Source organism: Stenotrophomonas sp. MYb238 (assembly GCF_009496535.1).
Taxonomy (GTDB): Bacteria; Pseudomonadota; Gammaproteobacteria; order Xanthomonadales; family Xanthomonadaceae; genus Stenotrophomonas.
Window position 1 is genome coordinate 57,454 of sequence record NZ_WIDL01000012.1, and the last position, 12,954, is coordinate 70,407.

Sequence of the window (12,954 nt, forward strand, 5' to 3'; positions counted from 1 at the left end):
CGCACGCCATCACCCTGGGCGAAAACCGTGCGCTGCGCGGCGCCCCGATATACTCGCGCCCCGTCCAAGCCCCGGAAGACCGCGTGACCGCCGCAACGCCACCGCGCCAGCTGCCGCTGAACATCCTCGCGCACAGCGCCACCACCGCGCTGGGCGCGGGGCTGGAGGCGCAGCGCCAGGCGCTGGCGCAACGCCGCAGCGGCCTGCGCCGCAACGATTTCGGCGCCGACCCGCTGGACTGCTGGATCGGCCGCGTCGACGGCGTGGAGGACGTGGCGCTGCCGCCGGCCCTGGCCGGGTTCGCCTGCCGCAACAACGCGCTGGCCTGGCTGGCGCTGCAGCAGGACGACCTGCTCGACGCGCTGGCCGGCGTCGTCGCCCGCCACGGCGCCGGCCGCGTGGCGGTGGTGATGGGCACTTCCACCTCGGCCATCGGCGCCACCGAGGAGGCCTACGCGCGCCTGCATGTCGACACCGAGGGCGTGGCGCATTTCCCGCCGGACCTGCAGCGCCCGCGCATCCATACCCCGCACGCGCTGGGCGATTTCGTCCAGGCCGCCACCGGCCTGCGCGGCCCCTGCGTGACCGTGGCCACGGCCTGTTCGTCCAGCGCCAAGGTGTTCGCGCAGGCCGCGCGGCTGATCCATGCCGGCTTCGCCGATGCCGCCCTGGTCGGCGGCGTCGATACGTTGTGCGGCAGCGTGCTGTTCGGCTTCCATTCGCTGCAGCTGGTCGCCAGCGCGCCGTGCCAGCCGTTCGACGCGCGCCGCAGCGGACTGTCGCTGGGCGAGGCCGGCGGCTACGCGGTGCTGGAGCGCGCCGGCGCCGGTCCACGGACCGCGCTGCAGCTGTGCGGCCATGGCGAATCCAGCGACGCCCACCACATGTCGGCCCCGCATCCGCAGGGACTGGGCGCGCGCCTGGCGATGCAGCAGGCGCTGCACGGCGCCGGGCTGGAACCGGCGCAACTGGGCTACCTCAACCTGCACGGCACCTCGACCCCGGCCAACGACAGCATCGAGGCCGCCGCGGTGGCCGCGCTGTTCCCGCCGTCGCTGCACGCCAGTTCAACCAAGGGCTGGACCGGGCACACCCTGGGCGCGGCCGGCATCGTCGAATCGGTGTTCGCGCTGCTGGCCTTGTCCGACGGGCTGCTGCCGGGCACGCTCAACAGCGAGGTACCCGACCCGGCCTGCGGCCCGCAGATCCGTTTCGACAACGCGCGGGCGGATATCCGCCATGCGATGAACAACTCCTTCGGCTTCGGCGGCAACAACTGTTCGCTGGTGTTCGGCAGGGCGGAATGAGGCATATGCGCGAAGCGATCGTCGAAGGCATCGGTTTCTGGGGCAGCGGCCTGCCCGACTGGGACGCGGCCTGCGCCTGGGCGCGCACCGGCCAGCGTCCGGCGCAGGCGCCGGCGCGCCCGGCGCCCACGCTGCTGGCCGCCAACGAGCGCCGCCGCGCCCCGGCCACCGTGGCGGTGGCGCTGGAAGCCGCGCAGGCCGCCTGCGAGGCGGCCGGGCGCGAGGCGACGGCGCTGCCGTCGGTGTTCGCGTCCACCCATGGCGAGATGTCGATCACCGACTACATGTGCGCGACGCTGGCCAGCGACCCGCGCGCGGTGTCGCCCACCCGCTTCCACAACTCGGTGCACAACGCCGCCGCCGGCTACTGGACCATCGGCACCGGCGCGCACGTGCCGGCCACCGCGATCAGCGCCGGTCCCGGCAGCTTCGCCCAGGGCCTGGTCGAAGCGATGGCGCAGCTGGCCGCCGGCAGCGAGGCGGTGCTGCTGGTCGCCTACGATGGCCCGTCCTGCGGGCCGCTGGGCGAGGTCGCGCCCAGCGAAGGCCTGCTCGGCGTCGCCCTGGTGCTGTCGCGCGTGCCCTGCCCCGGGCTGCCGGTGCTGCGCATGGAACTGGCGCCGTGCGCCGGCGCGGATGCCGGCGACGAGCCCGGGCCGCTGTCGCGGCTGCTGGCCGGCAACGCCATGCAGCCGGCGCTGCCGCTGCTCGAAGCGCTCGCGCTGGAACACGAACAGGTGCTGCTGCCGGCCGGCGCGGACCAGTGGCTGCGGATCGGCATCGGCCATGGCTGATCCGCGCATGCTGCGCCCGGACGACGTGGCGGTGGTGATCCCGGCGCTCAACGAAGCGCTGCGCATCCGCGAGGTGGTGAGCGGCGCGCTCGAATTCTTCCCGCACGTGATCGTGGTCGACGACGGTTCGGACGACGGCACCGCCGACCTCGTCGCCGACCTGCCGGTCACCGTGCTGCGCCATGCGCAGCGCAGCGGCAAGGGCCAGGCCCTGCGCAGCGGCTTCGCCGAAGCCGCGCGGCGCGGCCTGCACGGAGTGCTGACCATGGACGGCGACGGCCAGCATGCGGCCGCCGACCTGCCGCGGCTGCTGGCCAGCGCCAACCGCCACCCCGGCTGCATCGTCATCGGCGCGCGCCTGCGCAAGCGCGCCTCGCAGCCGCTGTTGCGGCGGCTGGCCAACGAGTTCGGCGACTGGGGCGTGGCCTGGGGCACGCATTACCAGGTCGCCGACAGCCAGAGCGGGCAGCGCTTCTACCCGGCCGACGTGATCGCGATGCGCGAGGTGCCCGGCGAGGATTTCGTGTTCGAGGCGCAGGTGCTGATCTCGGCCGCGCGGCAACTGGGCACGCGCTGCGTCTCGGTGCCGATCGAGTCGCGCTACCGCGCCCCCGGCAGCGACGAATGCTTCCGCCCCAGCCATTTCCGCCCGCTGCGCGACCTGACCCGCATCACCACGCACATCGTGCGGCTGGCGCTGCGCCACGGCCACGTGCGGCAGGTGCACCGTACGATCCGCGCGCATCCGCCGGTCATCGACGAACGGTAGGTGCGCTCTCCGGCGTACGAAGAAGCCCCGGCGGACTGACCCGCTGTTCGCTTCCCATTTCGGCAGCCCGGCAGGACTCTCGGCTGCACGGCGAAGCCGCCGCAGGAACGTGCCGTATGCGGGTGCCCTGGCCGACGAGGCGGATCAGGGCATGGGCGAAGCCCCATGCCCTCTCTCCCAATCCCGAGAGGGACTTTGAGGTCGCGCCGCAGGCGGCGTTCCTATCCCATGCCGCCGTTGATGCCGATCACCTGGCCGTTGATGTAGCCGGCGTCGTCGCCGCACAGGAAGGCGACCAGCGCCGCCACTTCCTCCGGCCGGCCGGCGCGCGCGGCGGGCACGGTCTGCTTGATCAGCTCCGGCGGGAACGCCTCGGCCGCCGTCCGTCCTTCGATCACGCCCGGCGCGACGACATTGACGCTGATGCCGCGGCTGGCCATTTCCCGCGCCAGCGATTTCGAGGCGCCGTGCAGCGCGGCCTTGGCGGCGGCGTAGTTGGTCTGGCCGCGGTTGCCGAGCACCGCCGCCACCGACGAGACGCTGACGATGCGGCCCCAGCGCGTGCGCGCCATCGGCAGCAGCAGCGGCTGGGTGACGTGGAAGAAGCCGTGCAGCGATACGTCGATCACCCGCCGCCACCGCGCCGCGTCCATGCCGGCCATCGGCGCGTCGTCGTGCACGCCGGCGTTGTTGACCACGATCTGGATCGGGCCGTCGGCCAGCAGTCCGTCCAGCGCCGCGGCGGTCGCCTCGCCGTCGGCCACGTCGAACGCCACCGCCTGCGCGCTGCCGCCGGCGGCGATGATGTCCGCGGCCACCGCCTGCGCACGGGCCAGGTTGCCGTTGGCATGCACGATCACGTGCGCGCCGCCGGCAGCCAGGCGCCGGCAGATCGCCCCGCCCAGGTCGCCGCTGCCGCCGGTGACCAATGCGCGTCGTTTCGTATTCATTGCCGGTCTCCCTGCATGTCGTCTCCATCGCTGTCCGGTTGCAGCATCACCGCCGCCCGGCCTTCGGCCAGCACGCGCGCGCCATGGGTGATGCGGAAGCTGTACTGCTGGCTGGTCTCCGCTTCGGCCAGCACCTGCGCGGTCGCCTCGATGGCGCCGTCCAGATCGTCGATGCGCGCGACATGCAGCCGCACGTCGCGCAGCGCCACCAGCACGCCGGGCACCACCGCGCCGCCGCGTTGCTGCACGCGCAGGCCGCCGTGCACCGCCATCGCCTGCGCGCCGTATTCGCACAGGTGGATGGCGCGCAGCTGCCCGTCGCCGCGCAGCGGATGCGCCGGGTCGCGATGGCTGAACGCGCGCAGCGCGATGTCCGTCGCGCTCCAGGCGCTCACCTCGTCCCACAGGCACATGCCGCCCTGGTGCGGCACCAGCCGCAGGATGTCCTCACGCGCCAGCATCGGCGGCCTCCCGCCAGGGATGGCGCGAGACCAGCAGCGCCAGCACGAAGTTGCACACCACGCCCAGCGCCACCGTGCCGCCGATCGCGCGCAGCACCGGGATCGACGACAGCCCCAGCAGGCTGAACACCAGCAGCGTCATCGCGCTGCACACCAGCAGGCCGTGCAGGGTCCGCAGCTGGTCGGCATGGCTGTCGCCGGCATGCTCGAAGAACAGGCCGTAGTCCAGGCCCAGGCCGGCGGCGAGGATCAGCCCGATCAGGTGGAACAGGTTCAGCTCCACGCTGCTGGCGCGGAGCAGCGCCAGCACCACCAGCGTGGTCAGCGCCATCGGCAGCAGCACGCGCAGCACCCGGCGCGGCGAGCGCAGCGCCGCCCACACCGTGGCCGACAGCAGCAGCACCGCCACCGCCAGCGCCAGCAGCACGCGGCCGCGGTACTCGGCCACCAGCGATTCGGACGCGTGCTTGAGGTCCAGCAGCTCGGCGCCGTGCAGGCGCGCGCTGGTCGCCACCGCGGCCACGTCGTGCAGGCCGCTTAACGACACCAGCGCCGTGGCATGGCCGGCGCCCTGCAGCAGCAGGCCGCCAACCGCGGTCGCCAGCGGCGTGCCGTGCAGGTCCTGCGGCTGCAGCGCGGGCGCGCCGCGGGCGCGCTGCACGTCGGCGACGAAGGGTTCGAAGGCGTCGTCGCGGAACGGCGTCCGCGCCACCGCCGCGGCCAGCGCGTCGCGCAGCGTGGCCTCGTCCGGCAGCCGCTGCTGGCGCTGGCGCTGCAGCGCCGCGCTGGGCAGGTAGCGCGCGGCCATGTCGTAGCGGTCCAGCGCGCCGTCGGCGACGAGCTGGTCCAGTACCGGCCGCAACCGTTCGCTCGCGGCCAGCGCCGCCTGCGCGTCGCCGCCGCGCACGGTGATGACGTAACGCACGTCCGGCGCGCCGAGTTCGCTGCGCAGCTGCGCGTCGCGCTGCAGGTCGGCCGGGTCCACCGGCGTCAGCTTGCCCAGGTCGTTCTGCCAGAACGGCCCCGGCGCCCACACCAACACCGCCAGCGCGGCGGCCGCCAGCGCCGCCAGCGACCAGCGCGGGCGCGGCAGCCGCCGGGTGTGGCGCCACAGCCGGGCCAGCCATGCCGAATCGGCGAAGTCGCGGGTCGCCGGGTCCACCAGCGCCGGCAGCAGGTAGCGCGTGGCCAGCGCCGCGGTCGCCAGCGCGGTGATGGTGAACACCGACAGCTGCTTCAGCCCGTCCACGCCGGAGAACAGGAAGGTGAGGTAGGCGATGCAGGTGGCGACCACGCCGGTGCCCAGCGTCGGCCACAGCGCGCGCACGTTGTCCCACGGCGAGCGGCCGGGGCGTTCGTGGCTGAAGAAGTGGATCGGGTAGTCCTGCACCACGCCGATCAGGGTGAAACCGAAGGCGATGGTGATGCCGTGCACGCCGTCGAAGGCCAGCGCCACCGCCGACAGCCCGGCCAGCCCCGCGCTGGCCAGCGGCAGGAAGCCCAGGATCGGCATCTTCCAGCTGCGGTAGGCGATCCACAGCAGCAGGATCATGCCGATCGTGTCGATGGTGCCGATGGTGCCGGCCTCGCGCGCGGTGCGGTTGCCGATCTTCACCGAGAACGCGCCCGGCCCGCTCATCTCCAGGCGGCTGCCGCTGTCGCCGGCGACGCGTGCGAACGCGGCTGCGATGGTGTCCACCGCCTGCTGCTGCGCGCCGGGATCGAAGCCGGCCGCGCGGGTCTGCACCAGCAGCAGCGCCTGCCGTCCGCCGCGGTCGAACCAGACCTCGTCGATGCGCTGCGGCGCATCGGCCGGCTGCAGCGCATCGGCCACGCGCAGCACCTGCAGGGTGGGATCGGACGGCAGCAACGGCTCGACCAGCGCGCCGGCGGGCGAGCCCAGGTCCTGCAGCCGCGCCTGCAGTTCGTCGTGCAGGTTGGCGGCGCTGAACGCATCGCCGGGCAGGTCGTCGATCAGGTAGCGGTAGGGCAACAGGCGTTCGGGGAATGCGTCCAGCCCGGCCTGCCCGCCATTGGCGACCAGTTCGAACTGCGGATCGGCCGCCAGCGCGTCGTGCAGTTGCCGCGACTGTTCGGCCAGCCGCTCCGGCGCCGCGCCGGACAGCGCCAGCAGCAACAGCCGCGCGCCGGGGCCTTCGCCCAGTTCGTCGAGCAGCAGCTTCTGCGCCGGGGTGCGCGCGTCGGGCATGAACCTGCGCAGGTCGCCGCTGACCTGCATGCGCGCGCTTACCCAGGCGGTGAGCAGGCCCAGCAGCAGCATCCAGCCGATCGCCAGGCCGATGCGCCGGCGCGGGGTGAGCTTCAACGGCGGCTCCCGTCCTGGCCTGGCCTGGACGGCGCGGAACCAGCGCGCGCGCCGTCATGGCACAGCGCGGCCAGGGCATCGGCCTGGCGCACGCCGCTGGCGGCGCCGGCCGCGCCACCGAGCAGGGTGCGCTGCAGGTCGCCGCGCGCCGGCTGCGTCTCGATGCAGCGCAGCTCGCCCTCGCGCCCGCGCAACGTCACCGCGCGCACCCGCGCGGCCAGCGCCTGCGCCTTGGGCGTGAGCACCAGCTGCCAGCGCTGCGCGGTGCCGGACGCCTGCAGGCGATAGGCCTGTTCCAGCGCCGCCAGGTCGCCGGACAGCAGCGCGCCGAAGCTGGCCTGCAGGTCCGACAGCTCGGGCACGCGCTGCAGCGCGAACACGCGCGGCGGCTTGCCGGCGCGGGCGATGCTGACCTTGCCGTCGGCGATCGTGGTGGTTTCGGCATAGGGCGCGCGCACCTCGCGCACCAGCGTGGCCGTGTCCGGGCGGCGGTACTGCCCTTCCACCCGCAGCGGTTCCTTCAGCAGCGCCGAGCCGCGCAGTTCGACGAAGCCGGTCTGGCTCGGCGCCGGCTGCGCCAGCTGGCGCAGGATCCACGCCGCATCAACGTCGGCCGCCATCGCCGGCGCGCTGCCGCAGGCGGCCAGGCATGCCGCCAGCATCCAGCGGCGCGGGGAGGGAAGCTTCGGAATGCCAGAAATCATAGAAATTGAACCAGTTCCAGGGAGCGTCGCGCAGATGGTGTTCCAGCCTGGCGGCATAACGGTGAACCAGCGCCGACAAGGCCTCGGCGCGCTGCGCGCGCGGCACCTCGAGCGCCGGCGCGAACGGCTCGAACAGCAGATCGTAGCGGTTGCCGCCGCGGTACAGGCCGAAGGCCAGCATCACCGGCGCCTTCAGCACGCTGGCGATCAGCCACGGCGCGGTGGGAAACGGCGCCGGCGCGCCGAGCAGCGGCGCCTGCAGCGCGGTTTCGCCCGGCCGCGCGCGGTCCACCAGCAGCGCCACCATCGCGCCTTCCTCCAGCGCCTGCTGGATGGCCAGCACGACCGCCGGCCCGCCCTGCCCGGCATCGATGATGCCCGCGGCCAGGCCCGGGTCGAGCTCGGCCAGCAGGTCGGTGATGGCGGCGTTGTGGGCGCGGTCCAGCAGCACCCGCAGCTTCAGGTCCGGCCGCTGCCGGCCCAGCGCGCGCAACGCGTCGAAGCTGCCCAGGTGCGAGCCGAACAGCAGCACGCCGCGGCCTTCGTCCAGCTGGGCGAGCAGCTGCTGCGTGCCGTCGGTGCGGATGTCGAACAGGCCCATGCGCCCGCCGAGCAGGAACACCCGGTCCAGGATGGTCGCGGCGAAGGTGTGGATGTGGCGCGCCACGTCCCACAGGCCGGCGCGGCGGCCCAGCGCGCGGCCGAGGTAGGCGCGCGAGGCGCGGCGCTCGGCCCCGCGCACCAGCAGGAAGTAGGCGGTGATCGGATACAGGCAGAGCCGGGCGATGCCGCGCCCGCCGTGGTGGGCGATGCCGGCGATCAGGCGGATCGCGGCGCGGCCGCCGCCTTCGGGCCGGCGCTTCCAGTCGGCCTCGCTCATGCCGCCGCGCCTTCGGCATCGGCCACCAGTTCGCCGCGCGCCAGCAGTTCGTCGCCGCGCCATACCCGGAATTTCCAGCGCGGCGCCTGGCCGTCCAGTTCGACACTCGCGGTCTGCCCGGGCAGCAGCGGCGCCATGAACTTCACCTGCGGCAGGCGCAGCGCCGCCAACGGCATGCCGGCCTGCGCCTCGGCGGCGCGCAGCACCTGCTCGAGCACCACCACGCCCGGCACCAGCGGCCGTCCCGGGAAATGGCCGGGCAGGCAGGGATGGTCGTGGGCAACGGTGAACTGCATGGCGTGGCGGGCGGCGGCGGCGGCGGCGGCCACAGGATACCCGCGGCCCACGGCATTCAGCGCAGCAGGTCGCGCCAGAACGCCGGGCCGAGCTGGCCCATCTGCCGCACGAACTGGCCGGCGCTGCGGTACGGGCGCTGCGGGAACAGCCGGCAGCGCAGGGCGTATTCGGCGACGAGGAAGCCGCCGATCAGGCCCCAGTCGGCGACGTTCGCGCACCACGACCACTGCGTGTGGCTCAGCGGCCAGCGCGGTTGCCAGCCGAACGCGGCCAGCAGGCCGTCGGGCACCGCGCTCATCGCCAGCGCCAGGTTGATCGCCGCCAGCAGCGCCAGCAGCAGTGCCCAGGCCGCGGTCAGGCGCCGCGTATAACGTTCCAGCCGCGCGTCGACCGGCACCCCGGCGCGCGCGTGCAGGGCCTGCACGATGCGCGTGATCAGCGCGGTGCGGCCCGGCCGCAGCGAGCGCGCGAAGCCCCAGGCCACCAGCAGCGGGAACACCACCGGCGGCGCCAGCAGCAGCATCCACGCCCACGGCGAGCGCCCCAGCCAGGCCAGCAGCAGCGCCGACGCCAGCAGCGCGGCCCAGGCCGCGGTGCGGCGCCGCGCCAGCGCGTCGAGCAGGCACAGCAGCACCAGCCCGAACAGCGCCAGCGCCGCCCAGCCGCCCTCGTTGCGCACGCTGGCCACGTGCGAAAGCACCGGATAGGCCAGCAGCAGCGCGATCCGCAGGACGCTCGCCGCCGATCCGTGGCCGGGCGCGTGGCCGGCCTCGTCCATGGCGGTCAGGCGGTCCGGTTGGCCTGCACGTGCGCCGACAGCGCGCGCAGCGAGGCGAAGATGCGGCGGTTTTCGTCGTTGTCCGAACGCAGCTGGAAGCCGTAGCGCTTGCCGATGGCCAGGGCCAGTTCCAGCGCGTCGATCGAATCCAGGCCCAGCCCGTCGTTGAACAGCGCCGCCTCCGGGTCGATCGCCGCCGGGTCCACGTCTTCCAGGTTCAGGCTCTGGACCAGCAGTTGCGCCAGCTCACGCTCGGCCTCGGTTTGTTGCGACATTGCCACTTCCATGAAGAGAGGATGCGCAACGATCCGGCATCGCCGCCCGCGGCGCAACCGTGGTCTCCACGGCGCGCGCGGTATCATGCCGCTTTCTGCAGCACCGATCCGCCCGCGCGATGACGTTCCCGTTCCCCAGTCTTCCCTCCGTCTCCCCGCTTCCGTCCCCTGCCGGCCGCCGCGCCTGCGGGAGCGCGCGATGAACGCGGTTTCCGGGTTCGCGCCCGCCGCCGGGCTGGAGGTGGACTACGCCGATCCGGCGCGGCTGCCGGCCCTGCTGGCCGATCCGCAGGTGCTGGCGGTGATCGGTTTCCAGGCCGGCGACGCGGCCCCCGCCAGCGACGACCCGCGCTACCTGCAGGTCGGGCTGCAGCCGGAAGGCGAGCCGCGGCTGGAAGTCTGGCGCGGCACCGGCACAGTGCGCAGCGGCCGCGAGGCCGACGGCCTGGCCTGGGCCTGCGACGGCGCGCTGATGTTCGGCGCGCTGCAGATCGACGAATCCCGCCACGGCGGCATCCTGGAGGCCGCCGCCCACGCCTATGCGCGGCTGCTGGCGGCGCTGCCGCGGCAGGGCTATCCGCACCTGCTGCGGATCTGGAACTACCTGGACGCGATCACCGAGGGCGAAGGCGACGACGAGCGCTACCGCCAGTTCTGCATCGGCCGCGCGCGCGGCATCGGCACCATCGACGCCGGCACCCTGCCCGCGGCCACCGCCATCGGCCGCCTGGATGGCGTGCGCGTGCTGCAGGTCTACTGGCTGGCCGCGCGCGAGCCCGGCACGCCGCTGGAAAATCCCCGCCAGGTCAGCGCCTGGCGGTATCCGCGCCAGTACGGCCCGCAGTCGCCCAGCTTCGCCCGCGGCATGCTCGCCGCGCCGGGCAGCGCGCTGCCGCTGCTGCTGTCGGGCACGGCCAGCGTGGTCGGCCACGCCACGCTGCATGGCGAGGACACGCTGCGCCAGCTGGAGGAAACCTTCGCCAACCTCGACGCGCTGGTGGGCACGGCGCGCGCGCGCCTGCCGGCGCTGCCGGCGCATTTCGGCGCGGGTAGCCGGCTGAAGGTCTACGTGCGCGACGCGGCGGATATCCCGGCGATACGGCAGGCGCTGGCGCGGCATCTGCCGCCGGAGGTGCCTTATATCGTGCTGCACGCGGAAGTGTGCCGGCGCGATCTGCGGGTGGAGATCGACGGGGTGCACGGCGCCTGACTGCGGTTGCGGTTGCGGTTGCGGTTGCGGTTGCGGTTGCGGTTGCGGTTGCGGTTGCGGTTGCGGTTGCCCGTGATTTTGCCGTTGCTCCTGATTCTGCTGTTGCCCTGGCTTTTGACTTCCGGGGTCCCCTTCCGCAGCGACGGAGCCGGCGGGGAAAACCCGAAGGGCGGCGTGCATGGATGCACGCCGTTTTTCTACGCGACATGGATGTCGCGTAGAAAAATCCCGTCGGCGGAGTGGACCCGGAGTGCCGCAGGCACGGAGGGCGCGGAGGCAGGGGCGTGCTTTCTCTTGGTTACTTCTCTTTGCACGAGCAAAGAGAAGTAACTCGCTCCTACGAAGCAGGGGCGAAAGCTCTGCTTTCAAACTTCCGCTTTCATGCTTGGCCTCTGCCTCGGTCTCTGCCGACCTGCCATACCGGCAGCACCAGTTGTTTCGGCGACGCGCCGGGACATTTCCTGGCCCTTTGCCTATCGCTTTGGCACAAACATTTAGGAGAAGCCAGAGCAAGGGCAGAAACAGGATCAAAGGCTTTCGCTCCCCCTTCGGGGGCGCGAGCCACCTTTCTTTGCTCGTGCAAAGAAACGTGGCCCAAAGAAACACGCCCCTGCCTACGCGCCCAGCCCGCTGCGCGGGCTGGGTCCACTCCGCCGCCGGGATTTTTCGACACGACATCCCTGTCGTGTCGAAAAACGACGTGCGTCCCTGCACGTCGCCCCTGCGGGGTCTTGTCCGTCGGCTCCGTCGCTGCGGAAGGGGACACGGAAGTCAAAAGCCAGGGCAAAAGCAAAATCACTGCAACAGCAACAGCAACGGAACGGCTGGGTTAGCCCTCGCCCCGCAACAACGCCAACACCGCATCCCTCGGCAACTTCCCCGTCTCATTGCGCGGCAGGCATTCCACCCTGCGCAACGGACGCGGCAGGAACACCGGGTCCATGCCCGCGCGCAGTTCGCGCAGGATGTCCGCCTCCTCGCGCTCCGGCGCCACCACCAGCGCCGCGATGCGGCCCACCGCCTGGCCCGGCTCCGGGTCCAGCTGCACCATCACCGCGTCGCGCACGCCGGGCACCGCCAGCAGGCGCCGCGTCAGGTCGCCCAGCGAGGCGCGCTTGCCGGCGATCTCCAGCAGGTCGGCGCGGCGGCCGCGCAGCAGGAAACGGCCTTCCGGCAACAGCTCGACCAGGTCGGCCAGCAGCACCGCCTCGGGCAGGTGCGGCGCGTGGACCAGGGTGCCGTCTTCCTGCGGTTCCAGGCGCACGCCCGGCAGCAGCGTCCAGGCCTGCTCGCAGGCAGTGCGGCGGCGGGCGAAGATGCAGGTCTCGGTGGAACCGAACACCTCGCGCACTTCCGTGGCGAAACGCGCTTCGGCCGCTTCGGCCAGCGGCGGCGGCAGCGGCGCGGTGGCGGTGACGATGCCGGCCAGCGATGGCAATGCCACGCCCGATTCCACCAGCGCCTTCAGGTGCACCGGCGTGGTGACCAGCAGCCGCGGCGCGGGCACGTCGGCCAGCGCCTGCGCCACGTCCTGCGGGAAGAACGGCCGGCCGGCATGCAGCACCGCCGGCGCCAGCAGCGGCAGCAGCACCGACATCTCCATGCCGTACATGTGCTGCGGCGGCACCGTGGCGACCACCGAGGGCGTGCGCTCGCCCCACAGGTCGGCCAGCGCCTGCAGGTTCTGCGCGGTGCTGGTCACGAACGCGCCCCAGGTCTTGGGATTGGCCGCCGGCGCGCCGGTGCTGCCGGAGGTGAAGCCGATGGCGACCAGCTGCGCCGCATCGAGCGCCGGGATTTCACCCGGCAGCCGCGGCAGTTCCTCCGGCAGCGCGAACCAGCCGGCCGGCAGCGGATCGGGCGCGGTGTCGCCCAGGCACCACGCCTGCGCATGGCGCTGCTGCACCTCGGCCACCACCGCCGGCGCGCGCGAGGGCGGCAGCAGGTTCACCTGGCCGCGCAGGGCGACCGCGCAGAAGCCGACCAGGAAGCGGTAGCGGTCCTCGCACAGGTTGACCGCGTGGCGGCCCGGCGGCAGCAGCGCCGCCACGCCGCGCACGTGCTCCACGAAGGTGGCCAGGTCCACCCGCCACGCGGCCGATGCTGCCAGCGGGCGCGCGGGTGCGCCGACGGCCAGGGGATGCAGGGAAGAAGAAAGCGGATGGACGGCGGGCACGCGGGACGACCTTCAGGGAAAACCGCC

Annotated in this window: 13 protein-coding genes; 4 read left to right on the top strand and 9 right to left on the bottom strand. The window is 73.2% G+C overall.

Annotated elements, in window-relative coordinates:
• Positions 1-110 precede the first annotated feature (110 nt).
• The 3 genes from CQ393_RS09795 to CQ393_RS09805 are packed head-to-tail and all read left to right on the top strand — an operon-like array spanning position 111 to position 2,870.
• Positions 111-1,307 carry a beta-ketoacyl-[acyl-carrier-protein] synthase family protein gene (locus CQ393_RS09795; RefSeq protein WP_228114427.1) on the top strand — a complete coding sequence of 399 codons (1,197 nt, stop codon included), beginning with the start codon at positions 111-113 and terminating at the stop codon, positions 1,305-1,307.
• 5 nt (positions 1,308-1,312) lie between these two features.
• The gene (locus CQ393_RS09800; RefSeq protein WP_153191378.1) at positions 1,313-2,101 is read left to right on the top strand and encodes a beta-ketoacyl synthase chain length factor; all 789 of its coding nucleotides are present in this window, start codon (positions 1,313-1,315) and stop codon (positions 2,099-2,101) included.
• Positions 2,094-2,870: a glycosyltransferase family 2 protein gene (locus CQ393_RS09805; RefSeq protein WP_153191379.1), complete on the top strand. Its 777-nt coding sequence runs from the start codon at positions 2,094-2,096 to the stop codon at positions 2,868-2,870. Before CQ393_RS09800 ends, CQ393_RS09805 begins: the two co-directional genes overlap by 8 nt.
• 221 nt (positions 2,871-3,091) lie before the next feature.
• Here the strand turns inward: CQ393_RS09805 and fabG are convergent, their stop codons facing one another.
• From fabG to CQ393_RS09845, 8 genes are read right to left on the bottom strand one after another with little or no spacing between them, the layout of a single operon-like run.
• A complete protein-coding gene (gene fabG, locus CQ393_RS09810) occupies positions 3,092-3,820 on the bottom strand; it encodes a 3-oxoacyl-ACP reductase FabG (RefSeq protein WP_153191380.1) in 729 nt (242 codons plus the stop codon).
• Positions 3,817-4,281 (bottom strand): phosphotransferase, encoded by a 465-nt coding sequence (locus tag CQ393_RS09815; RefSeq protein WP_153191381.1) that lies wholly within the window; start codon positions 4,279-4,281, stop codon positions 3,817-3,819. Before CQ393_RS09815 ends, fabG begins: the two co-directional genes overlap by 4 nt.
• Complete coding sequence (locus tag CQ393_RS09820; protein ID WP_153191422.1) at positions 4,268-6,562, bottom strand: MMPL family transporter; 2,295 nt, start codon at positions 6,560-6,562, stop codon at positions 4,268-4,270. The genes CQ393_RS09815 and CQ393_RS09820 overlap by 14 nt, the downstream gene beginning before the upstream one ends.
• A 41-nt stretch (positions 6,563-6,603) precedes the next feature.
• A complete protein-coding gene (locus tag CQ393_RS09825) occupies positions 6,604-7,227 on the bottom strand; it encodes a LolA-related protein (protein ID WP_228114429.1) in 624 nt (207 codons plus the stop codon).
• Entirely contained in the window at positions 7,211-8,191 is a 981-nt protein-coding gene (locus CQ393_RS09830; RefSeq protein ID WP_153191383.1) for an acyltransferase, read from the bottom strand. The genes CQ393_RS09825 and CQ393_RS09830 overlap by 17 nt, the downstream gene beginning before the upstream one ends.
• Complete coding sequence (locus CQ393_RS09835; protein ID WP_153191423.1) at positions 8,188-8,487, bottom strand: beta-hydroxyacyl-ACP dehydratase; 300 nt, start codon at positions 8,485-8,487, stop codon at positions 8,188-8,190. The genes CQ393_RS09830 and CQ393_RS09835 overlap by 4 nt, the downstream gene beginning before the upstream one ends.
• Before the next feature lie 56 nt (positions 8,488-8,543).
• The gene (locus CQ393_RS09840) at positions 8,544-9,266 is read right to left on the bottom strand and encodes a ketosynthase (protein ID WP_153191384.1); all 723 of its coding nucleotides are present in this window, start codon (positions 9,264-9,266) and stop codon (positions 8,544-8,546) included.
• 5 nt (positions 9,267-9,271) lie between these two features.
• On the bottom strand, positions 9,272-9,541 hold the full coding sequence (locus CQ393_RS09845; RefSeq protein ID WP_153191385.1) for a phosphopantetheine-binding protein: 270 nt from the start codon (positions 9,539-9,541) through the stop codon (positions 9,272-9,274).
• 199 nt (positions 9,542-9,740) lie between these two features.
• Between CQ393_RS09845 and CQ393_RS09850 the strand changes: the two genes are divergently transcribed.
• Positions 9,741-10,751 carry a pteridine-dependent deoxygenase gene (locus CQ393_RS09850; protein WP_306767957.1) on the top strand — a complete coding sequence of 337 codons (1,011 nt, stop codon included), beginning with the start codon at positions 9,741-9,743 and terminating at the stop codon, positions 10,749-10,751.
• Between the two features lie 829 nt (positions 10,752-11,580).
• On the opposite strand, the gene CQ393_RS09860 is transcribed toward CQ393_RS09850, so the two are convergent.
• On the bottom strand, positions 11,581-12,927 hold the full coding sequence (locus tag CQ393_RS09860; protein ID WP_343199915.1) for an AMP-binding protein: 1,347 nt from the start codon (positions 12,925-12,927) through the stop codon (positions 11,581-11,583).
• Positions 12,928-12,954 lie beyond the last annotated feature (27 nt).

What these genes read in the sequence shown, in the direction of transcription:
- CQ393_RS09800 (WP_153191378.1), top strand. Translation starts at nt 1,313, where the DNA reads ATGCGCGAAGCGATCGTCGAAGGCATCGGTTTCTGGGGCAGCGGCCTG.
- CQ393_RS09805 (WP_153191379.1), top strand. Translation starts at nt 2,094, where the DNA reads ATGGCTGATCCGCGCATGCTGCGCCCGGACGACGTGGCGGTGGTGATC.
- fabG (WP_153191380.1), bottom strand. Translation starts at nt 3,820, where the DNA reads ATGAATACGAAACGACGCGCATTGGTCACCGGCGGCAGCGGCGACCTG.
- CQ393_RS09815 (WP_153191381.1), bottom strand. Translation starts at nt 4,281, where the DNA reads ATGCTGGCGCGTGAGGACATCCTGCGGCTGGTGCCGCACCAGGGCGGC.
- CQ393_RS09820 (WP_153191422.1), bottom strand. Translation starts at nt 6,562, where the DNA reads ATGCTGCTGCTGGGCCTGCTCACCGCCTGGGTAAGCGCGCGCATGCAG.
- CQ393_RS09825 (WP_228114429.1), bottom strand. Translation starts at nt 7,227, where the DNA reads ATGGCGGCCGACGTTGATGCGGCGTGGATCCTGCGCCAGCTGGCGCAG.
- CQ393_RS09830 (WP_153191383.1), bottom strand. Translation starts at nt 8,191, where the DNA reads ATGAGCGAGGCCGACTGGAAGCGCCGGCCCGAAGGCGGCGGCCGCGCC.
- CQ393_RS09835 (WP_153191423.1), bottom strand. Translation starts at nt 8,487, where the DNA reads ATGCAGTTCACCGTTGCCCACGACCATCCCTGCCTGCCCGGCCATTTC.
- CQ393_RS09840 (WP_153191384.1), bottom strand. Translation starts at nt 9,266, where the DNA reads ATGGACGAGGCCGGCCACGCGCCCGGCCACGGATCGGCGGCGAGCGTC.
- CQ393_RS09845 (WP_153191385.1), bottom strand. Translation starts at nt 9,541, where the DNA reads ATGTCGCAACAAACCGAGGCCGAGCGTGAGCTGGCGCAACTGCTGGTC.
- CQ393_RS09850 (WP_306767957.1), top strand. Translation starts at nt 9,741, where the DNA reads ATGAACGCGGTTTCCGGGTTCGCGCCCGCCGCCGGGCTGGAGGTGGAC.